The organism is Variovorax sp. DAIF25 (assembly GCF_050711835.1).
In the GTDB taxonomy this organism is placed as follows: domain Bacteria; phylum Pseudomonadota; class Gammaproteobacteria; order Burkholderiales; family Burkholderiaceae_C; genus Variovorax.
The window spans coordinates 2035844-2058253 of the sequence record NZ_CP136637.1; the positions used below are offsets into that span (position 1 = coordinate 2035844).

At 69.5% G+C, this 22410-nt stretch carries 21 protein-coding genes and 1 riboswitch; of the genes, 12 read left to right on the forward strand and 9 right to left on the reverse strand.

The features are described 5' to 3' along the window. The first annotated feature begins 77 nt into the window (after positions 1-77). Genes R0232_RS43880 through R0232_RS43895 form a run of 4 tightly spaced genes read left to right on the forward strand, consistent with a single transcriptional unit; the run spans position 78 to position 1701 of the window. Positions 78-830, forward strand: a complete 753-nt coding sequence (locus R0232_RS43880; RefSeq protein WP_296779367.1) for a Crp/Fnr family transcriptional regulator — start codon at positions 78-80, stop codon at positions 828-830. Further along, positions 823-1041: a hypothetical protein gene (locus R0232_RS43885; RefSeq protein WP_208508198.1), complete on the forward strand. Its 219-nt coding sequence runs from the start codon at positions 823-825 to the stop codon at positions 1039-1041. The genes R0232_RS43880 and R0232_RS43885 overlap by 8 nt, the downstream gene beginning before the upstream one ends. 7 nt (positions 1042-1048) lie before the next feature. Next, complete coding sequence (locus tag R0232_RS43890; protein ID WP_431513506.1) at positions 1049-1450, forward strand: hypothetical protein; 402 nt, start codon at positions 1049-1051, stop codon at positions 1448-1450. A 38-nt stretch (positions 1451-1488) separates the two neighbouring features. Next, positions 1489-1701, forward strand: coding sequence for a hypothetical protein (locus R0232_RS43895; protein ID WP_431513507.1), 213 nt, complete (start codon positions 1489-1491; stop codon positions 1699-1701). Between the two features lie 28 nt (positions 1702-1729). On the opposite strand, the gene R0232_RS43900 is transcribed toward R0232_RS43895, so the two are convergent. Then, the gene (locus tag R0232_RS43900; protein ID WP_431513508.1) at positions 1730-2059 is read right to left on the reverse strand and encodes a hypothetical protein; all 330 of its coding nucleotides are present in this window, start codon (positions 2057-2059) and stop codon (positions 1730-1732) included. A gap of 307 nt (positions 2060-2366) precedes the next feature. Here R0232_RS43900 and R0232_RS43905 point away from each other — a divergent pair, with 307 nt between their 5' ends. Beyond that, complete coding sequence (locus R0232_RS43905; RefSeq protein ID WP_208508202.1) at positions 2367-2603, forward strand: hypothetical protein; 237 nt, start codon at positions 2367-2369, stop codon at positions 2601-2603. Between the two features lie 140 nt (positions 2604-2743). Then, the gene (locus tag R0232_RS43910; protein ID WP_431513509.1) at positions 2744-2953 is read left to right on the forward strand and encodes a DUF3606 domain-containing protein; all 210 of its coding nucleotides are present in this window, start codon (positions 2744-2746) and stop codon (positions 2951-2953) included. A 12-nt stretch (positions 2954-2965) separates the two neighbouring features. On the opposite strand, the gene R0232_RS43915 is transcribed toward R0232_RS43910, so the two are convergent. From R0232_RS43915 to R0232_RS43945, 7 genes are all read right to left on the reverse strand, one after another. Next, on the reverse strand, positions 2966-3799 hold the full coding sequence (locus R0232_RS43915; protein ID WP_431513510.1) for an inositol monophosphatase family protein: 834 nt from the start codon (positions 3797-3799) through the stop codon (positions 2966-2968). Positions 3800-3845: 46 nt separating this feature from the next. Continuing rightward, positions 3846-4874 (reverse strand): LLM class flavin-dependent oxidoreductase, encoded by a 1029-nt coding sequence (locus tag R0232_RS43920; RefSeq protein WP_431513511.1) that lies wholly within the window; start codon positions 4872-4874, stop codon positions 3846-3848. Continuing rightward, positions 4871-5611, reverse strand: a complete 741-nt coding sequence (locus R0232_RS43925; RefSeq protein ID WP_431513512.1) for an ABC transporter ATP-binding protein — start codon at positions 5609-5611, stop codon at positions 4871-4873. Before R0232_RS43925 ends, R0232_RS43920 begins: the two co-directional genes overlap by 4 nt. Further along, positions 5608-6609 carry a FecCD family ABC transporter permease gene (locus tag R0232_RS43930; protein ID WP_431513513.1) on the reverse strand — a complete coding sequence of 334 codons (1002 nt, stop codon included), beginning with the start codon at positions 6607-6609 and terminating at the stop codon, positions 5608-5610. The genes R0232_RS43925 and R0232_RS43930 overlap by 4 nt, the downstream gene beginning before the upstream one ends. Further along, entirely contained in the window at positions 6606-7517 is a 912-nt protein-coding gene (locus R0232_RS43935; RefSeq protein WP_431513514.1) for an ABC transporter substrate-binding protein, read from the reverse strand. The genes R0232_RS43930 and R0232_RS43935 overlap by 4 nt, the downstream gene beginning before the upstream one ends. 2 nt (positions 7518-7519) lie before the next feature. After that, the gene (locus R0232_RS43940) at positions 7520-9604 is read right to left on the reverse strand and encodes a TonB-dependent siderophore receptor (protein WP_431513515.1); all 2085 of its coding nucleotides are present in this window, start codon (positions 9602-9604) and stop codon (positions 7520-7522) included. Between the two features lie 186 nt (positions 9605-9790). Beyond that, a riboswitch (cobalamin riboswitch) is annotated at positions 9791-10047 on the reverse strand. 74 nt (positions 10048-10121) lie between these two features. Beyond that, positions 10122-12347: an ATP-binding protein gene (locus tag R0232_RS43945; protein ID WP_431513516.1), complete on the reverse strand. Its 2226-nt coding sequence runs from the start codon at positions 12345-12347 to the stop codon at positions 10122-10124. 317 nt (positions 12348-12664) lie between these two features. Between R0232_RS43945 and R0232_RS43950 the strand changes: the two genes are divergently transcribed. From R0232_RS43950 to R0232_RS43970, 5 genes are all read left to right on the forward strand, one after another. Then, the gene (locus tag R0232_RS43950; protein WP_431514669.1) at positions 12665-14251 is read left to right on the forward strand and encodes an acyl-CoA carboxylase subunit beta; all 1587 of its coding nucleotides are present in this window, start codon (positions 12665-12667) and stop codon (positions 14249-14251) included. Positions 14252-14341: 90 nt separating this feature from the next. Beyond that, positions 14342-15508 (forward strand): acyl-CoA dehydrogenase family protein, encoded by a 1167-nt coding sequence (locus tag R0232_RS43955; RefSeq protein ID WP_431513517.1) that lies wholly within the window; start codon positions 14342-14344, stop codon positions 15506-15508. Between the two features lie 15 nt (positions 15509-15523). Then, complete coding sequence (locus R0232_RS43960; RefSeq protein WP_431513518.1) at positions 15524-17602, forward strand: biotin carboxylase N-terminal domain-containing protein; 2079 nt, start codon at positions 15524-15526, stop codon at positions 17600-17602. Then, positions 17595-19436, forward strand: a complete 1842-nt coding sequence (locus tag R0232_RS43965) for an acyclic terpene utilization AtuA family protein (RefSeq protein WP_296779406.1) — start codon at positions 17595-17597, stop codon at positions 19434-19436. The genes R0232_RS43960 and R0232_RS43965 overlap by 8 nt, the downstream gene beginning before the upstream one ends. 56 nt (positions 19437-19492) lie before the next feature. Next, positions 19493-20536 (forward strand): Bug family tripartite tricarboxylate transporter substrate binding protein, encoded by a 1044-nt coding sequence (locus R0232_RS43970; protein ID WP_431513519.1) that lies wholly within the window; start codon positions 19493-19495, stop codon positions 20534-20536. An 11-nt stretch (positions 20537-20547) separates the two neighbouring features. Here R0232_RS43970 and R0232_RS43975 read toward each other — a convergent pair whose 3' ends face one another. Further along, entirely contained in the window at positions 20548-21402 is an 855-nt protein-coding gene (locus R0232_RS43975) for a LysR substrate-binding domain-containing protein (RefSeq protein WP_431513520.1), read from the reverse strand. Positions 21403-21473: 71 nt separating this feature from the next. On the opposite strand from R0232_RS43975, the gene R0232_RS43980 reads away from it, so the two are divergent. After that, complete coding sequence (locus R0232_RS43980; RefSeq protein WP_431513521.1) at positions 21474-22373, forward strand: enoyl-CoA hydratase/isomerase family protein; 900 nt, start codon at positions 21474-21476, stop codon at positions 22371-22373. Positions 22374-22410 lie beyond the last annotated feature (37 nt).

Below are 22410 nucleotides of genomic sequence, written 5' to 3' on the forward strand. Positions count from 1 at the left end.
TTTCGCGGGCTCAAACTTGATGCAGGTTAATGCGACGTGCCGCGATGCGGTGCACCATCCGACATGAGGACTCTTCCATGCTGACCGAGAACGTACTTCGCAACCGTGCTGCAGAAATCTCCAACGCCGAACGCGACCTCCTGGAAGGCGCGATCTCCCACACGCAGACCTACCCGGCCGGCAGCCTGGTCGTTCGCCAGGGGGTGCCGGTCGACATCAGCACGCTGCTGGTGAAGGGGCTCATGACGCGCCACGTCGATGCGCCGGATGGCCGCCGCCACCCGGTGGCGCTGCATGTGCCCGGCGATTTCGTCGATCTGCATGCCTATGCCCTGAAGAAGCTCGACCACGATGTCGCCGCGTTGACGGACATCACCGTCGCGGTCTTTCGCCACGCCTCGCTCGAAGAGATCCAGGCTTCGCAGCCCGGTCTCGCGCGGCGGCTGTGGTTTCTCACGCTGCTGGACGCGGCGATGCACCGGCAATGGATCTACAGGCTGGCAAGCCTCAACGCGGCGCAGCGCGTGTCGCACTTCCTCTGCGAGACCCATGCCCGCCTGCTGGCGATCGGCGCGTCCGAGGGCCACGCCTTCACGTTGCCCATGACGCAGGCCGATATCGGCGAGGTCTGCAGCCTCACCAATGTCCACGTCAATCGCGTGCTGCGCGAACTGCGCGAAGCCGGCCTGTGCAATGTCCGCGGCGCGAACGTGCAGATTCTCGACCTGACGGGCCTGGTCGAAAGAGCCCGGTTCGATCCGCAGTACCTCTACCTCAACCCTGAGACCGCGGCACGCGCGGTCGGCCAGACCGGGAGTCCCCATGAGTGATCGCCGCACGATTCCCGGACCGCGCGAAGACGCCGGCCACGCCACCGCCGAGGATGGCGTGGTGATCCTGGATGGCCCCGATGGGGTGGCCGTGACGATGACGGCGGATGCTGCCGCCTTGACGGCGGAGCGTCTGCACGCGGCTGCGCTGCAGGCGCGAGAGCAGATGGCCGCCGCGAAGCCTGGAGTCGAAGGTCAGCCGCGTGCGTAGAAAGGCATTGAACGAGCGCGAGTTGCGCGTGCTGGCGAGCATGAAGCTGCTCTCATACTTCGGGCAGCAGCAACTCCCAGCCGAATGCACGTCGAGGGATGACATCGAGCGGCTGCTCGGCCTGAACGCCGCGAACCTCATCAAGGCGAGCTTCGAGGCGCCGGTGAGGGAACGCTCGGGCGATGTCTACATTCCGCGCGCGGTCGTGATGGAAGTGACGGCGGAAGGGCATTCGGCATTGGCGCGCGCTCGGCGGCAGCAGCCCGAGCATTTCGACGACATGCCGGCACGCCCGCCGCGCGCGAGACGCGTTTCGAAGACGGCCGACGAGGGCGCCGAGAAGGGGATGGAAACCGTCCGGACGTCTGGCGAGGTCGGGGTGCTACCCCGAGATTTTTCCGATTCCTGATCTATCCTTCGCGACCGCCGGAGGACTGCAACATGCCCATGGACTTTCTTCGCCGTATCAAGGATTCCCGGTTTCCGCTCGCGCTGCACGACGAGGCCGACATCCGCAACGCGATCGTGCTCGAGGCCGCAGGGCTGATCGAGGCACAGCTTCCTTCCCCGGACGTGCCGCTGACACACGGCGCCTCGATCATCTTCCGCATCACGCCCGAAGGCCGGGCCGCGATCTCGAAGGCCGAGCGATCGGAATGACGACGGGGCCGGGTCCGGCCGCGCCAAGCTACCAGTTGCGCAGCGAAGCTTCCGGCTCGCTCGCGGACCAGCGCCTGGCCGAGCCGGTCTGTCGCGGCCCTTCGCGCACATCGCTCGCCAGTTCCATCAGCGCGGCCATGCCGTCGGTCAAGGCATGGTTCCAATGCCTGCAAGGCCGCTGGCTCCTCAGCAATTCGCGCCAGGTGGACGGATCGGCGCCTTGCTCCAGGAGCACCCAGAAATAGCGGCCCGGGTCGGGTTCGATCACATGGACGGAAATGCGCCGCAGCGGGCTCGCGGGCGCGGCGTCGGTTGGCGGTGGACTCTGGTGTTCTGTGCCGTGGGCAGCATCGGCCATGCGTGTGTCTCGGGTCATTGGGTTGAATGAATGGAGCCGAACACTCCGACCTCGCAGCACTTCGTCGCGTAGGCGCTCCGCGCTTCGCGCGGCAGGGCGCGGCGCACAGTCCATTCCCCGGCAGCTGAATGTCCTACGCCCGCGTGGGTGAAGCTCGGGCGCCTGGGACCCCGCCTGTCCTCTAGCTTGATGAAGCGACGGATCTCGGACCATCCCGATGCACGCAGGTCCCTTCTTTCGCATGCTGCTGGCGGCCGTGGTGGCGCCCCGTTCATTCACCCGCGGGCGACAGCCTGGAGACTTTCGAATGACGAACGAACATGCTTTTGTGTATGGCGGCCATGCCTTCCGGCTGGTACTCGAGCCGGATTCGCGCGGGCCCTGCAAGGTCGCGGTGGATTGGATGGCGCAGCCGGACCAGCCAACGCGCTTGCCGCAGGACGCCGATCCCTATGCGACCGCCGAAGAAGCGTTGCGGCATGGCCAACAGCAAGCCATGCGGTGGGTTCACGACCGAACAGGCGACGGGCAGGGACGGGCCTAGAGGATCTGGCCTTCTCGTTTCCACGCGCGGGCAGCACTCACGCCGTCAGAGGCGAACCGGTGGTCCGCCGCCGGCTTCGACATCGCTTCCGCACTCGCCCCTCGCGAATGCCTTTCATCCACCCCTTCACAGGAGACACCATGGCATCCACCCCTCACCCATCCCAGAGCATCGATACGAAGAGCGCTTCGGACATCAAGGAACTCGCCCGCAAGCTCGACGCCACCCACGAGCAGGTCGAGGAAGCCATTCGCGCCGTCGGTTCGAACGCCTCGGACATCGAACTTCATCTGAAGGGGTCGCGCAGCACCACCAATGCCGAGCGCGTCGACGAGGCGAAGAGGAGTTGACCCTGGCGCAGCTCAGCCCAACAGGGCCGCACGCACCGCGTCGTAGCTCGCGCGATCGGCGGTGCAGATCAGCCCGCCGGTCCGGTGCGCAGGCCGGTACGCCGAGCCGTCGTGATGCGCCGCGTAGCCGCCCGCTTCGCGATGCAACAGCCAACCCGCGGCATGGTCCCAGGGCATGAGCTTGTTGTAGAACAGGGCGTCGATGTCGCCCGCGGCCGCGAGCCGGTACTCGTGCGCGGCGCAGCGGAACCAGTTGGTCATGCCCAGGCGCGACAACCGCGCATTGACTTCGCTGCGAAGCGGCTCGGGCAGGAAGTTCGTGCCGACGATGGCTTCCATTTTGTCGACGGGCACGGCGGGCGCGACCTGCAGCTGGTGCTTCGTGCCCGTGGCCGATTCGATCCACGCGCCCTCGCCGCGGATCGCGAAGGCCGTGTCGGCGCGCACCGGATCGTGGATCGCCGCGGCGACCACCTCGCCGCGCACGGTCACGGACGCCATCGTGCCGAACAGCGGCAGGCCGTTCGCGAAGTTCTTGGTGCCATCGAGCGGGTCGACGATGAAGGCCAGCTCGGCGTCGTCGATGGCGTCGAGCAGCGCGGGGTCGCGCGTGCAGGCCTCCTCGCCGATCAGCACGGCCTCGGGGTGGCGCGCGCGCAAGGCCGTGAGCACTGCGGCCTCGCAGACCTCGTCGGCGTCGGTCACGATGTCGAAGGACGAGGTCTTGCGCCGGCGGTCGACGCTGTGGAGCGTTTGAAAGCGCGGCATGATCTCTTCGCGGGCGGCGGTCGCGAGAAGCGATCCCAGGAACGCGAGGTCGTTGGAAGTGAAAGGCGAAGCAGGCATGCGAGGTACCAGGGGAGTGGGCTCGCAGGAGGATAAGGCGGTTCCTTCAGCCCCGCTTGAGCACCGGCAACACTTCTTGCGCGAACAGCCGCATCCCGCGCAGGGCCACCGCGTGGTCGAGCACCCCGTTGCCATTGAAGACGCAGCGCAGTTGCCGAATACCGTTGCGTGCGGTGAGGGCCTGTATCTGTTTCAGACAGGAAGCCGGATCGCCGACGATCGCCTGCGTGCGCAGCACCTCGGCAGGATCGCGCATCGCCAAAGTGCCAGGGGCCTGCCCGCGCAGGATCGCGAAATGCTCGCGCCGGCGATGGAGCAGAGGCAGCAGCGCATCGAACTGCTGCCGTGCCTCGGCCAGGGTCGCGCCGATGCAGACATAGCGTGAGAGCGACGAGCGCGCGAGGAATGAAGCACGTCGCTGCACCACCGCTCCACCGTCGAGCGAAGCGAAGGCCGCCTCCACATGCGCGAGCTGCGCCGGCTCGGGCGGCTCCAAGCTCAACAGCAGTGGCAGGTCCTCCGCGACGGCGAAGCGAATCGTCTCTTCGGTCGAGCCTGCGATGTACAGCGGCGGCGCCGAGGTCAAGAGGTGGCGGATCTGCTGCGCCTCGAAGTGCCAAGGGCCTTGGTTCGACGACACGCTCTCGCCGCGCAGGGCCGCGATCACCAGGCGGCAGCCGTGCGCGAAGCGCTCGCGCGTCTGCTGCGGATCGATCTCAAGCGCGCGCAGGGTCGATGCGTCGGTGCCGCGCCCGAGGCCCGCGTCGAAGCGGCCATCGCCCTGCAGCCCGAGTTGCGCGATCTCCTCGGCCAGCAGCAGCGGATGGTGCAGCGGCACCACCAGCGCGGAGACGCCGATGCGCAGGCGCTCGGTGCGCGCGAGCAACGCGGCCGCCAGTAGCAGCGGCGAGGGATAGGGGCCGCCCTCGGCCAGCAGGCGGAATTCATGGAACCACGCGCCGTCGAAGCCCAGCCGCTCGGCCTCCTCGAAGAACGCGAAGAACTCGCGCGACGGGCCGAGCGTGGCCTCGCGCGACCAGCCGGCCAGGTCGATGCGCAATGCGGATGCGGTCATGGCGCGGGGGCGGCCGTGAAGAAGCGCAGGCCGCCGCTCGAGAAGGCGGCGATGCCCGGGCCATAGGCCTGCGCCAGGCGTTCGTCGCTCAGCACCTCGGCGGGCGATCCGGTCGCCACCAGCCGGCCCTGGCCCAGCAGCGCGAGCTGGTCGCACCAGGCGCTGGCCACATGCAGGTCGTGCAGCACCACGAGCACGGCGCGCGTGCGGGCGCTGTCGCGCAACAGGGCCATCAGGCGGTGGTGGTGCGGAATGTCCAGGTGGGCCGCGGGCTCGTCGGCCACCAGCAGGCGCGGGTCGTGGGCGAGCGCGCGCGCCACGCCGACGCGGGCGCGTTCGCCGCCCGACAGCGAGGCATGGCGGCGGTCGATCAGCGCATCGAGCTCGAAGCGCGCGACCAGCGCGGGATCGGGTGCGCGGCCCGGGCGCTGCAGCTGCAGCATCTCGCGCACGGTCAGGTCCCAATGGCTCTCGCCGTGCTGCGCGACATAACCGATGTGGCGCGCGAGCTCGGCCGGTTTCCATCGGTCGAGCGCGCGCCCGAGCAGCGCAATGCGGCCCTCGCGCGGGCGCACCAGTCCGAGCGCGGCGCGCAGCAGCGTGGTCTTGCCCGAGCCGTTGGGGCCGACGATGCCGAACAGGCCGCGCTCGGGGATCGCGAGGTCGATGCCATCGAGCAGGGTGCGGCCCGAGGCCTGCACCCGCAGGCCGTCGAGGCGCAGGGCATCGGTCGTCATCCGCGCCTCCACAGCAGCAGCGCGAGGAAGAAGGGGCCGCCGATCAGCGCCGTCAGCAGGCCCGCGGGGATCTCGCTCGGAGCCATGGCCGAGCGCGCCAGCGCATCCACCAGCACCATGAGGCCGCCGCCCGCGATGGCGCAGGGTACGGTGAGCCGCGCATGCAGCGGGCCGATCCACCAGCGCATCAGGTGCGGCACGATCAGGCCCACGAAGCCGATCAGGCCGCCCCAGCTCACGGCCAGTGCGGTCGCGAGCGAGGCCACGAGCACGGCACGGGCCGAGAAGGAGGCGGCGCGCACGCCCATCGCATGGGCCGTGTCCTCGCCCAGGCCGAGCGCGTCGAGGCCGCGGCCCAGCGCGCGCACCAGCAGCACCAGCACCAGCAGCACGGGCGCGAGCACGGCGATCTCGCCGCTCGTGGGCGTCTGCACGCCACCGAGCTGCCACGAGATGATGGCGCGCAGGTTGGTCGACTCGTCGCCGAACACGATCACGATGAGGCTGCGCAGGGCGGCCAGGATCGCGGCCAGGCCGACGCCCGCGAGCAGCAGGCGGTTGCTCTGCCAGCCACCGCCGAGCCTGCCGGCCAGCAGCACCAGCCAGCTCGCGCCCCAGGCGCCCGCGAAGGCCAGCACCGGCAGGCTCAGAGCGGTGGGCACCAGCGCCGGCAGCAGCAGCGAGACCGCGGCGCCCACGGCTGCGCCGCTGGCGCTGCCGAGCAGGTAGGGTTCGGCCAGCGGATTGCGGAACACGCCCTGGAACACCAGGCCCGCCAACGACAGGCAGGCGCCGACGAAGAAGGCCCCGGCCACGCGCGGCGCGCGCCACACGCGCACCAGTTCGGCCTGCAGGGTGCCGGTGCCCCACCACTGGGTGGGCCAGACCGTGGCGGCGCCCACGCTCAGCGCGAGCACCACGGCCGCGGCCAGCAGCAGGAGCAGCACGAGCCAGACCGTGGTCGCCGATGCGCGTCGGCCGTCGGTGGCGTGCCTCATGCGAAGCGCTCCGGATGCAGCGCGCGTGCGTACTGCTCGACGGCCTCGATCTGGCGCGGGCCGGGAATCAGCTTGTGGCCGCGCTCGAGCACGACCACGTGCTTCGTGCGCACGGCGCGCAGCGTGTGCCAGCCGGGGCGCTGGCCGATCAGCGCCGGATCGCGCGGCACCTGTTGCAATGAAATGATCACGTCGGGGTCGCGCGCGAAGATCGCCTCGGCGCTGACCTGGGCCGCGCCCTGGAGGTCGGCGAACACGTTGCGTCCGCCGGCCCAGCCCAGCGCGTCGTTGGCATAGTGGCCCGTGCCCACGGTCTGGAAGGCGCCGCGCGCGGCGGCCGCCGTTTCGAAATAGACGCTGCGGCGCGGCGCGCCCTCGAGCCGGCGTTCGATCGCGGCCAGCCGCGCCTGCATGTCCTCGCGCACTCGGCGGGCCTGTTCGTCGGCACCCGTCGCGCGCCCGAGCAGGTCGATGTTGCGGAACACCGAGGGCAGGTCAGGATGCGCGAGCACCACGCAGGGAAGCTTCGCGCGGTCGAAGGCATCGACCAGCGACAGCGCCGAGTGGTGCGAGGGCGTGACCACGAGCAGGTCGGGCTGGAAGGCGGCGACCGCCTCGGCCGAGTAGCCGAGCGCGCCGCCGATGCTGGGCTTGGCGCGCGCGTCCTCGGGCCAGCGCACGCGCCCGCCGATGGCCACCACGCGGTCGGCCAGGCCCAGCGCCCAGGCCAGCTCGACGTTGCTCGGGAACACCACGACGATGCGTTGCGGCGCGCGCGGCACGACGACGCGCCGGCCCAGCGCATCGACGAGCTCGCGCGGGAAGCCGCCCGACGGCGCCTGCTCGGCGCCCGCGGGCAGAACGGCCGTCATGCACACCATGCCGAGGATCGCGTCGCGCCGGTTCACGCTCAGAAGGTGTAGCGCGCGCGGGCGAACACCGTCCTCGGTGCACCGGCGTTGCCAGCTTCCTGCGCCGACAGGTCGTCGGCGATGTAGTACTTGTTCGTCAGGTTGTTCACCCCAGCCTGCAGTGTGAGCGAAGGATTGACGCGGTAAGCCACGGCTACGTTGAGCAGCAGGTAGCCGGGCAGCTTCTGCGGATTGACCGCATTGTCGCGGAGGTAGCGGCTGCCCACGTAGCTGGCGGTGCCGGTCACGGCCCAGGCGCCGTGCGCATAGGTCAGGCCCGCGCCCGCGATGTTGTGGGCCGACATGCGCACGCGGTAGCCGCCGAAGTTGGTGCTGCGCGCGCCGCTGTCGGTGTAGGTCTGGAAGTCCTTGAGCCGCGCGTCCTGCCAGGTGTAGTGCAGGTAGCCGTTCCAGCGCGGCGAGAGCTGGAACTGCCACTGGGTTTCGATGCCCTTGGTGCGCGAAGTCGCGTTGCTGAAGACGAAGGAGTCGGGGCCGTTGCGGTAGGAGCGCTGGCCGTCGATCTTCTCGGCCTCGAACAGGCTGAGCTGGTAGCTCCAGCGGTCGTCCGCCGCGCGGCCCTTCACGCCCACTTCCTTGCTGCGCGTGATCTCGGGCCGCAGGATGTCGGGCACCACCACGCCGCCGCGCGTGTTGAGCGCCACGGCCTGCGGCCGGAAGCCTTCGCTCCAGTTCGCGAAGACGGCGTGCGAGGAGGCATCGCCCTGCAGGAACAGCCAGTCCACGCCCGCGCGCGGGCTGGTGTGGCTGCCTTCCTGCGCCGAGATCACCTGCGTGCCCGTGCGGCCGAGCGTCTGCTCGAAGCGGTCGTGGCGCACGCCCAGCGTGAAGCCGACCGGGCCGTATTCGAAGCGGTCCTGCAGGTAGACGCTGCGCACCTCCTGGTCGAAGCGCGAGGAGGTGATGCTGCCGCGCACGCCGCGCGGATCGTTGCGCACGTTGCTCACGGGGATGTCGTAGAACGGCCCGCGGTAGGTGGGCGCGTTGCTGAAGCTCGGCGAGTCGAGGCCCTGCCAGCCGCGCTCGAGGTTGAAGCCGGCCTGGAACTCGTTGCTCCAGCCCTTGCCCGCCATCAGGTGCGTGGCCGCGAGCTCGTGGAAGACGCCGCGGTCGGCGGTGTAGCTCTCGGAATAGCCCTTGCTCACGGCCGCGGGCGGCGGAACGATGGTGATGCCGCCCGCGAAGAAGCGGTTGTAGCGCGCGAAGCTGCTCAGGTGGTTGATCGACCAGCCGGCGCCGAGCTCGAAGCGGTTCTTCCACGAGAACGACTGGTAGTCGCCCGTGACGTAGGAGTCGGGAATGCCGTAGTTGTCGCGCGATGTGATGCCGAAGATCGGCTTGCCGTTGACCAGCGGCACGATCGAGCCGCGGTCGCCGCGCACGCGCGTGTCGTAGAGCTGGAAGCCGGTGGTCCAGTTGCGCGTGACGGCGAAGTCGCCGCCGAGCAGCACGGCCGACTGCGCGCGGCCGGCATCGCGCTGGAAGCCGTTGTGGTCGCCGTTGGCCACGCCGATGTAGAGGTTGCCGCGCTCGAAGTCCCAGCGGTAGCGCAGGCTGCCGTCGAGGCGGCCGTAGCTGCCGACGGTGGCCGTGAGGCTGCCGCCCGCGCGCTCGGGCTTCATGAAGAACTGCGCCACGCCGCCGATCGCGTTCTTGCCGTAGAGCGCCGAGGCCGGGCCCTTGATGAACTCGAGCCGGTCCACCAGGTCGGGCGCGATCAGCGTGATGTCGGCATTGCCCTGCAGCAGGCGCAGCGGCACGCCGTCCATCAGCACCAGCACGTCCTGTGTGTCGCGCAGGCCGCGGGTCTCGAAGCGCGAGTAGTAGTTGCCCTGCGTGCCGTACTGCAGGCCCGGCACGCTGCGCAGCGTGTCCTCGAGCGTGACGGCGCCCACCGCGTCGAGCTGCGCGCGTTCGACCGCATAGGTCGCGAAGGGCAGCCGCAGCGTGTCGGCCTCCTGGCGCGTGGCGGTGGAGATGGTCTTGCGGTCGTTGACGGTGGTGGGCGGCAGCGAACCGGCTCCCTCGGCGTCCTGCGCCGAAGCGACCGAGGCGAGCAGCATGACGCCGGATCCGATGAGGGCTTGGTGGGGTCTGACGCGACCGCGCCTGGAGATGTTGCGCACGTGGGCTTCCTTCGGGCCCGCGCTCCCGCGGGCCATGAGAACAAACCGGGCGCCGATGGATGCTGCAAGCGACCGGGTCCGCGCCCACGCGTGACCGGCCCGGCTTGCCTGCACTCCCGCAGCGACCGAACGAGGCGAAGGCCGGTATCCGGGCTTGCGGAGCGCCGCGAGGCATCGAGCGATGCTTCGCGGCCGCGATCCTCGCCTTCCCATGCAGAGGCACAGTGGCCGCCGGTGCCCGCGAAGGCATCGACTGTGAGGACCGCGAATCCGCCGACCGTTGCGGGGGCAGCGCAGGAATGGCGCCCCGTGGGGCTCGTCACCTGCTTCCCGTTTAACGCCGGTCACGGGACCGGCGCACCTTCGCGCACGCCGGCTTGGGTGATGCTTTCGTTTGCATCGGCCGGCGGGGCGGATTATAGGAGCGGGTCTTGCGCCGTCTGGCGCGAAAAGCTCAGGGTGTGGGCGTGTGTGGCAGCCGCACCGTGAACACCACGTAGCCGTCGTCGTGCGCATAGCCGATGCTGCCGCGGTGCGAGCGCACGATGGCCTGCGCGATGTGCAGCCCCAGGCCCAGTCCGCCCTTGTTGCGCTCGTTGGGCACGCTGCGCTGCTTGAAGGCGCTGAACAGGTCGGGCACCAGCGCGGCGTCGATCGGCGGCGCGCGGTTGGCCACGCTGAACACCACGTGCGCCTCGGTCTGCTCGAGCCGCAGGCGCACCGCCTCGCCGGGCAGGCCGTGGTGGCGCGCATTGCTCACGAGGTTGCCGACCAACTGCGCCATGCGGTCGGGGTCGGCCAGCACGGGCAGCGATCTGGGTGCGTCCAGCTCGAGCTGCGAGCCCGGGTAGGCAGTGCGCGACTCGTCGACTGCGTCTTCCAGCAGCCGCGCCAGGTCGATCTGCGCCGGCACCACCTGCAGGCCCATGCCGCTTTGCAGCCGCGAGGCATCGAGCACCTGGCCGATCAGCCGCGCCATGCGGCTGCTCGAGGTCTGGATGCGCTGGCCCAGCCGCGCGCCGGCGTTGCTGCCGTCGGGCAGGCTGCGCTCGAGCAGCTTGGCCGCCATCGTGATCGACTGCAGCGGGTCGCGCAGGTCGTGGCCGAGCACGGCCAGCAGCTCGGTGCGGGCCTTGTAGGTGTCGGCCAGCCGCGCCGCGCTGGCGCGGATCAGCTCGTCGCGCAGCTGGCGCGCGAAGTCGAGATCGTTGGCGCCCCAGGGCACGCTGGTGTCGCGCACGGTCTGCTTCCAGACGTCGAAGGAGCCGCGCGGCGTGAGCCGCGGCCCGAGCGGGCCGCTCACGTAGTGCTTCTCGGGCTTGCCGCCCCAGTTGATGGTCTCGACCTGTTCCTTGCGCGCGAGCACCAGCCAGCCGTTGTCGATCGCGTCGAAGCGCAGCGCGAGAAAGCCGCACCACACGCCGCCCAGCGAACGCAGGTTCTCGGGCAGTTGCTCGCGCTCGTGCAGCGCCACGATCTCGTCGCCGTTCTTCGACGCGGTGAGCCACTGCATCAGCGCCGCCGCGGCCTCGCGCGGCATATCGCCTTCCACGTGCAGCCGCGACTGCTCGGCGATCACCGCCGCCTGCGCGTCGAAGGCATCGGCCAGCGGGCGCGCCAGGCCGATCAGCGCGCTGAAGGTGTCCTCGGCATGCAGCACGGCCTCGATCAGCGAGCCGCGCAACTGCGCCGCGCTCGAGGCTCGGCCCGCCTGCTCGCGCGCCAGCAGGCTCTGCACGTTCGAGGCCAGCACCTGCGCGAGCACGTCGCAGGCCATGCGGATGGCGTAGGGCACCCGGTGGGCGCTGCGGTGGTGGCAGGCCAGCATGCCCCAGAGCTGGCCGTTGATGACGATCGAGATGCTCATCGACGCGCCCACGCCCATGTTGCGCAGGTACTCGATGTGGATCGGCGACACGCTGCGCAGCGTGCACTGGCTCATGTCCAGCGGCGGCAGCTGCGGATCGGCCACGTCGAGCCCGACCGGCGCGGACTGCACGTCGGCGATCAGGCGCAGGGTGTTGATCACGTAGAGCCGGCGCGCCTGGGCCGGGATGTCGCTGGCCGGATAGCGGCGGCCCACGAAGGGCTCGAGCGCCTCGTGGCGGCGCTCGGCCACCACCTCGCCGCTGTCGTCGTGGCGGAAGCGGTAGGCCATCACGCGGTCGAAGCCCGTGAGTTGCCGCACGGCTTCCACCGAGAGATTGAGCAGGCCGTCGATCGAGCCCTGGCGCTTGAGCCGGTCCATCGCGCGGTGCGCCTTGAGCGCGAAGTCCGAGACCGCGTCCGCCGTGGCGTCGCGGGCTTCGAATTCGGCCACCAGCTCGTAGCCGACGCGGTGCAGGATCAGGTCGAAGCGGCGCTCGCCGAGTCTGACCTCGAAGTTGATCGGCGAGCCCTCGCCGGTATCGACCGCGACGCCGTTGGCCTCGTGCAGTGCCTCGTGCACCAGCGCGTCGCCCATGAAGTGGCTGGCCGACAGGCGTTCGCCCAGGGCGGGTGCCGTGTCGCCCAACAGCGCACGGGCATTGGCGCTGACGCGCGTCAGCGTGAGGGTCGAGGCATCGAACGCGAACAGTGCGCCATGGTGCTGCACCAGGCCCGGGATGTGGATGGGCTCGCTGTCGCAGTTCGCCAGGGTGACGGGCTGCGTCGGTGTGGGATGGGGCGGCCGTTCCAAGTGGCGGTGAGCGCTTCGCGCGTTGTGTGAGGGTGAGAAAGTCACGGGTCGCGCCGGGTGCGCGAAGGTGGAACAGGGCATTCTGCCTGACCTGCCGACGGGGCTTCGGCAGGCGGGCGCACAGGGGCCAAACATAAGCTTCTCTTATCGAATCCCGGGCAAGTTCTAACTGGAAATGTCCTGGCAAGGCGCCCATCATCGAGTTCCAGAGAGACATGACTTGCCGCCTCGACGCGAGCGATGCGCCCAGCGCTTCATAGGACAAGATGAACCCAGAGAACAACGACCAAGAGACGAGCCCGCGCACTTCGGCTGCGATGCCGACGGCCGGCGAGCGCAACCGCGAGCACATGCTCGCGATGCTGAATCAGGTGCGGGCGCTCGAACAGCGGGCGGTCGACAAATCCGCGAGATCGGCCGAGGCGTTTCACGCGCGAGGCAAGCTGCTGCCCAGGGAGCGGCTGGCCCACCTGCTGGACGCGGACCGTCCTTTTTTCGAGCTGATGACGCTGTGCGGCTACTGCGGGATCGAGGACCCGGACCCGGCCACCAGCGTGCCGGGGTCCGCCCTCATCGTCGGCATCGGTCACATCGAAGGCGTGCGTTGCATGGTGGCGGTGAACGATGCGGGCATCAGCGCTGGCGCGATGCAGGCGCTGACGGGCCAGAAGCTGATACGGGCGCAGGAGATCGCCCTCGCCCAGAAGCTGCCCTTCGTGCAACTGGTGGAGAGCGCAGGCGGCAACCTGCGCAAGTACCGGGTCGAGCGCTTCGTGGTCGGGGGCGGCATGTTCTACAACCTGGCGCGGCTGTCGGCGGCCGGCGTTCCCGTGGTGTCGCTGATCCACGGTTCCTCCGCCGCCGGCGGTGCCTATCTGCCCGGCCTGTCCGATCACGTGATCATGGTGCGCGGACAGGCCCATGCCTATCTCGCCGGTCCGTCGCTGTTGCGGGCGGCCACCGGCGAGGAAGCCAGCGACGAGGAGCTCGGCGGCGCCGACATGCATGCCGGCGTGTCTGGCCTCGCGGACCATGTGGCCGACAACGACCTGGACGGCATCGCGCGTCTTCGCGACGTGGTCGACACGATCGGCTGGCGAGACGCGCCTGAGAGCCGGCGCTGGGACGAGCCGCTGGACGCCGCCGAAGACCTTTTGGGCCTCATGCCAGCCGACACCCGCACCCCGATCGACATGCGCAGCGTGATCGCGCGCATCGTCGACGGCTCCCGGTTCAAGGAATTCAAGGCGATGTACGGCGCACACACTGTTTGCGGCCACGCCCATATCGAGGGGCACCCGGTCGGCATCCTGACGAACAACGGGCCGCTCGACTGCGACGGTTCCACCAAGGCGGCCCAGTTCATCCAGCTTTGCGTGCAGCTGGGCCGGCCCCTCGTCTTCCTGCAGAACATCACGGGCTTCATGGTCGGCCGCGAGCATGAGCAGGCGGGGATGATCAAGCACGGAGCGAAGCTGATCCAGGCGCTGTCCAATGCGACGGTGCCTCGTCTGACGGTGCTGTGCGGCTCGTCCTTTGGCGCGGGCAACTACGGCATGTGCGGGCGCGCTTTCCGTCCCGACTTTCTCTTTTCGTGGCCGACCGCACGCACCGCGGTCATGGGCGGCGAGCAGGCGGCGATGACGATGCGCCTGGTCGCCGAGAACGCCGCCCGCCGCCATGGGCGCGCCATCGACGAACAGGCCCTCGAGGCGGAAAGCCGGGACATCGTCGCGACCTTCGATCGCCAGTCGAGCGCGATCCATACCAGCAGCCTGCTGCTTGACGACGGAATCATCGATCCGCGGCACACGCGCTCCTGGCTGGGCATGGCCTTGGCCACGTCCGCGCAGGCGAGGCAGCGCGCGGTGCAACCGATGCAGTTCGGCGTCGCCCGCCTCTGACCCCCTTCGGCGTCGACTGCGGGCAGGGCCTCGAGGCCCGGGCCCGGCGGCTCGCCGCCCCCAAGGCTTTTAACTCAAGGAGACACCTTCATGATGACCCCCGAACACGTGGCGCTGCAGGACAGCGTGAAGAAGCTGATCGAGCGCGAGATCGAGCCCTTTGTCGATCAATGGGAGGCCGACGAGATCTTCCCGGCGCACGAGGTGTTCAAGAAGCTCGGCACCGCGGGCTATCTGGGCGTGAACAAGCCGACGGAATTCGGCGGCATGGGGCTCGACTACTCCTACGAGATCGCCTTCTGCGAGGCGATCGGTGGCATCAGCTCGGGCGGCGTGGGCATGGCCATCGCCGTTCAGACTGACATGGCCACGCCGGCGCTGGCGCGCTTCGGTTCCGACGAGTTGCGCGAGACCTTCCTGAAGCCCACTGTCGCGGGTGACTTCGTCGTGTGCCTGGGGGTGTCGGAAGCGGGCGCAGGCTCGGACGTGGCCTCTCTCAAGACCACCGCACGCAAGGACGGCGACGACTATGTCATCAACGGCTCGAAGATGTGGATCACGAGCGGCCTGCAGGCCGACTGGATGTGCCTGCTGGCCAACACCAGCGACGGCGACGTCCATCGCAACAAGTCGCTGATCTGCCTGCCGTTGCGGGAGAACGGCAAATTGCGCCCCGGCATCACGATGAACAAGATCAAGAAGGTCGGCATGTGGTCGTCCGACACGGCCCAGGTGTTCTTCGACGAGGTCCGGGTGCCGCAGCGCTATCGCATCGGGGAGGAGGGCAAGGGCTTCACCTACCAGATGCGGCAGTTCCAGGAGGAGCGCCTGAGCGGCGCGACCCGCCGCGTGACGGCGCTGACCCACGCGATCAGCGAGACCATCGAGTACACGCGCGAACGCAAGGCCTTCGGGCGCTCGATCCTCGACAACCAGGTGGTGCATTTCCGGCTGGCCGAGCTCAAGACGGAGGTCGAGATGCTGCGTTCGCTGATCTATCGCGCCGCGCAGGTGCACATGTCGGGTGGCGACATGACTGAGCTGGCCTCGATGGCGAAGCTGAAGGCTGGCCGGCTGTGCCGCGAGGTGACCGATTCCTGCCTGCAGTACTGGGGCGGCATGGGATTCACCTGGGAGAACCGCGTGTCGCGCGCCTGGCGTGACCTGCGGCTGATCTCCATCGGCGGTGGCGCGGACGAGATCATGCTGACGATCATTTGCAAGCACATGGGCATCCTGCCGAAGCGGCCGGCCTGATCCGCGGAGAGCAAGATGCGTTTCGACACACTGCTCGTCGCCAACCGCGGCGAGATCGCATTGCGAGTGCTGCGCAGCGCGCGCAAGCTCGGCTTGCGCACCGTCGCGGTCTACTCGGATGCCGACGCCGGCAGCCTGCACGTGCGCGAAGCCGACCTGGCCGTGCGCATCGGGCCGGCCGATGCCGCCCGCAGCTACCGCAACGGCCAGGCGCTGATCGAGGCCTGCCGGCGCAGCGGCGCGCAGGCCATTCACCCGGGCTACGGCTTCCTGTCCGAGAACGCCGAATTCGCTCGAGCGGTCGCGGACGCCGGCCTGACCTTCGTGGGTCCTTCGGCGGAGGTGATCGCACTGATGGGCAACAAGGCCCAGGCGAAGACGGCGATGCAGAAGGCGGGCGTGCCGACCGTGCCGGGAGAGCAGGGTTGCGCGACGGACGAACAGGCGGCGGCGGCGGCCGAGCGCATCGGCTTTCCGGTCATCCTGAAGGCCGCCGCCGGCGGCGGCGGACGTGGCATGCGGGTCGTGCGCGATGCTTCGGGCCTGGCCGCCGCGCTGCGCCAGGCACGCTCGGAGGCGCTGGGCGCGTTCGGCTCCGACGAGATCATCATCGAGCGCGCGATCGTGCGCGGCCGCCACATCGAGATCCAGGTGCTGTGCGACGAGCATGGCCGCTGCCTGCACCTGGGGGAGCGAGACTGCTCGACGCAGCGGCGTTTCCAGAAACTCGTGGAGGAGGCGCCCTCGCCGGCGGTCGATGCCGGGCTGCGCCGCGCGATGGGCGAAGTCGCCGTGCGCGCCTGCGAAGCCATCGGATACCACGGGGCCGGCACGCTCGAGTTCCTGCTCGATGACCAGGGCCGCTTCTATTTCATGGAAATGAACACGCGGCTGCAGGTCGAACACGGCGTGACCGAATTGGTCACGGGCCTTGACCTGGTGGAGCAGCAGTTGCGCATGGCGCGCGGCGAGCGACTCGCTTTCGCGCAGGAGGATGTCCGCATGCGCGGCCATGCCATCGAGGTGCGCCTGTGCGCGGAGGATCCCGCCGCGGGCTTCCTGCCGCAGGTTGGCCGCGTCGATCTCTGGCGGCCCTCGCCCGACATCCGGGTCGACAGCGCCTTGCACGACGGCATGGAGATCGGCTCGAACTACGACTCGATGGTCGCCAAGCTCATGGCCTGGGGCGAGACACGCGAGGAGAGCACCAGCCGCCTGGCACGGGCCTGCGAGCGCACGGCGCTGCTGGGCGTGCGGACCAATCTCGGCCTTCTTTCGCGCTGCCTGCGCCACCCCCGCTTTGCCGCGGGTGAGGTCACGACGGACTTCCTGGCCGGCGAAGAGATGGGAGGGCCCGGCTGGCAGGCCCGGCCATCGGTGCATGCGCGCGCGGCCGCGGCCCTGCTGCTGGCCGGTGCCGTGGGGCGGGATGCGCACGGACTGCGGGTGCTGCCCGCCGGGCCGGGCCAGGCGCGTGCGCTGTGGCTCGCGGACGTGACGCACACGCCGGCCGCGGAAAGCGCGGAGTTGGCAGCCGCCTGCGCCGTCGAGCTGCGGCCATCGGCGGACGGCCGCGCGGTGGGCATCGTCTTGCGCCCGGGTGAACCCGTGCCTCTGCGCGATGCGAAGCCCGGCGGGAAGCACGACGCCGAACTGGTCGTCGAGGTGGGCAACGTGCGCTGGGAACCCGTCCCCGGTCCCTGCCCGGGCGGCACGCTCGGGCTCGCGGTCGATGGCGTGTATCGACAGCTCATGTGCACGTCGCCTCGCGCGGACGAATGGTGGCTGCAGGATGCGGCGGATTCGTTCGTGTTCCGGCGGCTGTCGCGCTTCGAGGCAGGCGACGCGCAATCCCGGGATGGCAGCCTGCGCGCGCCGATGAGCGGACGCGTGATCGCCGTGATGGTGGCGCAGGGCGACCTCGTCGAACGCGGCCAGACGCTGGCGGTCCTGGAGTCCATGAAGATGGAAATGCCGCTGTCGGCGCCGCGCAGCGGGCGTGTCTCGAGCCTGTCGGTTCGAGAGGGCATGCAGCTCAACGCCGGTCAGGTGCTGGTCGAGATCTTCGGATCGCAGGAGCGCGCGAATGGGTGAGAACGCAAAGTCCGAGCGCGCGATCGTGATCGGTGGCGCATCGGGATTCTGGGGCGACTCGCAGATCGCCGTTCCGCAGCTGCTGCAGGAGCAGGACCTCGGCTATCTGGTCTTCGACTACCTGGCCGAGACGACCATGGCGATCCTGCAGCGCGCGCGTCTGCGCACGCCCGAGCTGGGTTACGCCACGGATTTCGTGAGCGCTGCGCTCAAGCCCAACCTGCGCGAGTTGAAGCGGCGCGGCGTGCGACTGGTGTCCAACGCCGGCGGCCTCAATCCCGCGGCATGCCGCGATGCCATCCTGGCGCTGGCCCGCGAGCAAGGGGTGGATCTGACGGTCGCGACCGTGTCCGGCGATGACGTGCTCGCGCTGCAAGAGCGCTTCCTGCCCTGGCCCGGCAGCGATGCGCCGGCGACGCCGCCGCGGTTGATGTCGGCGAACGCATACCTCGGCGCCTTGCCGATCGCCCGCGCGCTGGCCGGTGGCGCCGACATCGTCGTCACGGGACGCTGCGTGGACAGTGCCGCGCTGCTGGGCATCGCTATCCACGAGTTCGGCTGGTCGATGCAGGACTACGACCGCCTCGCGCAGGCGAGCCTGGCCGGCCACCTGGTGGAGTGCGGCGCCCAGGCCACGGGCGGACTGGCCACGGACTGGGAGCGTGTGCCCGATTGGAGCGACATCGGATACCCGCTGGTGCGCATGACGGGCGATGGCCTGTTCGAGCTCTACCAGCCGGCCGGCGCGGGCGGGCTGGTGACGCGACAGACCGTGGGCGAGCAGTTGCTCTACGAGATCGGCGATCCGAAGGCCTATGCGTTGCCCGACGTGGTCTGCGACTTCTCCGAGGTTCGCATCGAGGAACTCGCCGGCTTCGAGGCCAGCGGCGGCCGCGTGCGCGTGACCGGTGCGCGCGGCGCGGCGCCCAGCGACTTCTACAAGGTGACCGCGACCTATCAGCAGGGCTACCAGATCGCGCTGATGATGGCTATCCGTGGGCAGCGAGCGCTGCCCAAGGCCGAGCGCACTGCGCAGGCCCTGCTGTCGCGCAGCCGTGCGTTGATGGCCGGTGCCGGTCACGCCGACTACAGCGACACCCTGGTGGAGCTGCTGGGCGCCGAATCGATGTACGGGCCGCATCGACGCGTACGGGACAGCCGCGAGGTGGTGCTGCGCATCGCCGCCCAGCACGACGAAAAGCATGCGCTGGCCTTTCTGCAGAAGGAGGCCGCGTCGGCCGGTACCTCGATGGGACCGGGAACGCGCAGCCATTTCGGCGGCCGCTCGGACATCCAGAGCGTGATCCGCACGGCGTCCTTCCTGTTGCCCAAGCAGGAGGTCTCGGTGCAGTGGCAGATGGGCGGCGCGACGGCGCGGGTGGCCTCGGAGCCGGGAATGCCCGGCGCGGAGCGCGCGAGCGACGCTGCGCCACCGACCCGGCGGACGGAGCAGACCGATGGGAAGACCGCGGCGCGGCAACTCGTGCGCGTGCCGCTCGGCACGCTGGCGGTGGGCCGCAGCGGCGACAAGGGCGACGACGCCAACATCGGGCTCATGGCACGCGATGCGGCGTGGCTGCCCGTCATCGGCGCGCAAGCCACCGCCGAGCGGGTGCACGCGTACTTTGCGCATCTGGTCGACGGGCCGGTTACGCGCTATGCGCTGCCGGGCATCGGCGCATTCAACTTCGTGCTCGAAAAGGCTCTCGGCGGCGGGGCCTCCTGCAGCCTGCGCTCGGATCCACTGGGCAAGTGCTACGCGCAGATGCTGCTGGACATGGAGATCGAATGCCCCGCCGATCTTCTGCCCGAAGGGCCGGGCGCAGCGCCCTGAGGGCGCACACACCGCCATTCGATCCCACCCAACCAGAAAACCAGGAGACAGACACCATGCCCATCACACATCCGTCCGTTCGCCACTCTGCGTCCAGTCGCCCGTGGCGCCATGACCGACTGCGTCGTGCAGCCGTGGCCGGGCTGGCGATCGCCTTGTGCGCGACGGTCGCCCTGGCCCAATCCGGCCCGGCACCGGTGGCCGAGCGACTGGACAAGCCCGTGCGCATCATCGTCGCCTATGGCGCGGGCAGCGCCTCCGACAGCATCGCCCGGCTCGTGGGAGAGGGCTTGTCCAGGCGCTCGGGCAAGCCGGTGATCGTCGAGAACAAGGCGGGTGCCGACGGCAACATTGCCGCCGAAGCAGCGGTGCGTGCGCCGACGGACTCGCACACGCTGCTGGTGTCCGGCTCGTCGACGCATGCGGCCAATGCCACGGTCTACAAGAAGCTGGCCTACGACCCCGAGGCCGATTTCACGCCGCTGGCCACGATGGCGAGCACGCCCTTCGCGCTGCTGGTCAATCCCAAGCGCGTGCAGGCGGCGACATTCAAGGACTTTCTCGCCTGGGCCAGGAGCGAGAACGCGTTGTCCTTCGCGAGTGCCAACGTGGGCGGGCGCATCACCGGCGAACTGTTCAAGCAGAGGGCCGGCCTGAAGGCGGTGAACGTGACCTACAGAAACAGCAGCCAGGCCATGACCGACCTGATAGGGGGGCAGTTCGACTACTACCTGTGCGACATGGTCACGGCGCTGCCGCAGATTCAGGGCGGGACGGTTCGCGCCCTGGCCATTTCCAGCCCCGAGCGCGTGAGCTCGTTGCCTGACGTGCCGACGCTCGCGGAGAGCGGCTTCGCGGACTTCGACGTCAGCTCGTGGATCGCCATCTGGAGTGCCAACGCTTCCACGCCGCAGCCCACGTCGAGGCTGTTGTCGCGTTGGGTCGGCGAGATCCTCGATTCGCCGGAAGGGCGTCGCTTCCTCGTCGGCAAGGGCCTGGTGCCCGCCAGGGTCGAGGCATCGCACCTGCTGGAGCTGCAGCGTCGCGACACCAGGCTCTGGGGCAAGATCATCATCGACGCGGGCATGCAGCAGCCATGAAGGTGGCTCCTTCAGCGCGGAGAGATGAGGCGACTGACGTCCAGCGCGCTTTCGCTCAACTTGCCCGGTCGGGCGTACAGCCGGTAGCCGATGGTCGGCAGCGCGGGCAGTCCCGCGTGGGGGTCCAGGACCTTGAGGTCGGGCGCGAGCATCTCCACGGTGCGCGGCGTGATCCCCATGCCGGCGCGCAGCGCCGCGCGTATGCCCGCGAGCGTCGACGTCTGGAAGGCGGTGCGCCATGGAATACCTGCCTCGGACAGCGCCTTGATCGCCATGTTGCGGAACGGGCAGCTGCCCTCGATCAGGATCAACGGCACCGGTGCGCCGGCCTGGTGGTGGTAGCGCGCGCCGGCGATCCAGGTCACGGGGGAGGTGCGCAACACCACCTGGTCGAACTCCGGGTTCGGTACCGGATCGAGCATGACCACGAGATCGACCTCCCCGCGGCGCAGGGACGAGGTCAGCCAGCGGCTGCGCCCGACCTGGATGTCCACACGCAGGCCCGGAAACGCCTCCGCGCACATCTCCAGGTAGCCGGGGATCAGCGAGTCGACGGAGTCCGCGCAGGCGCCGACCTTCACGGGTTCGTCGAACGCCCGTTGCGCCATCGCGCGATAGGCCTCGTCGTTCAGGCCCACGATGCGGCGTGCGTACTCGAGAAAGCGGCTGCCCTCGGTGGTCAGGCGCTTGTTGCGCCCGACGCGCTCGAACAGCGCGCAGCCCAGCACCGTTTCGAGCTTCTGCATCTGCTGGGACACCGCAGCCTGGGTGCGGAAGACCTTCTCCGCCGCGATCGCGAAGTTCTCTTTCTCCGCCACCGCGACGAAGGTACGCAGCAGGCCGATGTCGAGGTTGCGGAAGCTCATGGAGTCGGCATCGACGCGCGCGCAGCAGAAGAGACGAACGCCTTGATTTTCAACATGCAGGATCGAACAGCGTGAATTCCAACTCCACCCCCACCCCTGGTGCTTCCGCAGGAATGCCTGTGACCGAAAGCGCGCCGTTCGTGCTGACGGCGGTGCACGGCGCCATTTTCCGAATCGAGCTTAACAGAGGCGATGCGAGGAATCCGCTGGGCGCGGACATGGTCAAGGCCCTGTCGCTGGCACTCGACCATGCCGAGCGATCGGACGCGGTGCGGGTCATTCTCTTCACCGCCTCGGGCAAGGCATTCAGCGCGGGCGGCGACCTCGGCAACATCGCGGACCGCCTCGCGGTGAAGCCTGGCGCCGACGGGCAGGACCCGATCGCGGCGGGCAATCGCCGCTACGGCGACTTTCTGACGCGGCTGGTCCGCACGCCCAAGATCACGGTTGCCTGTGTTCACGGTGCTGCGATGGGCGGCGGTGCCGGCCTCGCCTGCGCGGTGGACATCGCCATCGGCTCGCCCGCGGCCCGCTTCGGCTTTCCCGAAGCAGGCATCGGCCTCGTGCCGGGGCAGATCCTGCCCTTCGTCAGCGCTCGGCTGGGCGCACAGGCGGCGCGCCGGCTCATGCTGACGGGCGAGCGGATCGACGGGGTCGAGGCCCACCGCATCGGCTTGCTGGACTACCTCGCAGAATCGGATGAGGCACTGCCCGCACGCACGCGCGACGTGCTGCAGCTGCTCGTTGCCACCGCACCCGCGGCGAGCGCGGCGACCAAGCGCATGACCGCGCAGGTGCGCACGCTCGATGCACAGCCGCCAGAGGCACTCATGTGCTACCTCGACGCCGCGTCACTCACCTTTGCGCAGCAGATGCGCTCGGAGGCCGTGGAAGGCGTCACCGCCGCGCGTGAGCGTCGGCGTGCGCGATGGAACACGGGGGCCGTACTGCCCTTGCTTGCAACGCACTGAACGGCGAACAGCGCCTCACACACACTGGAGAACGAAA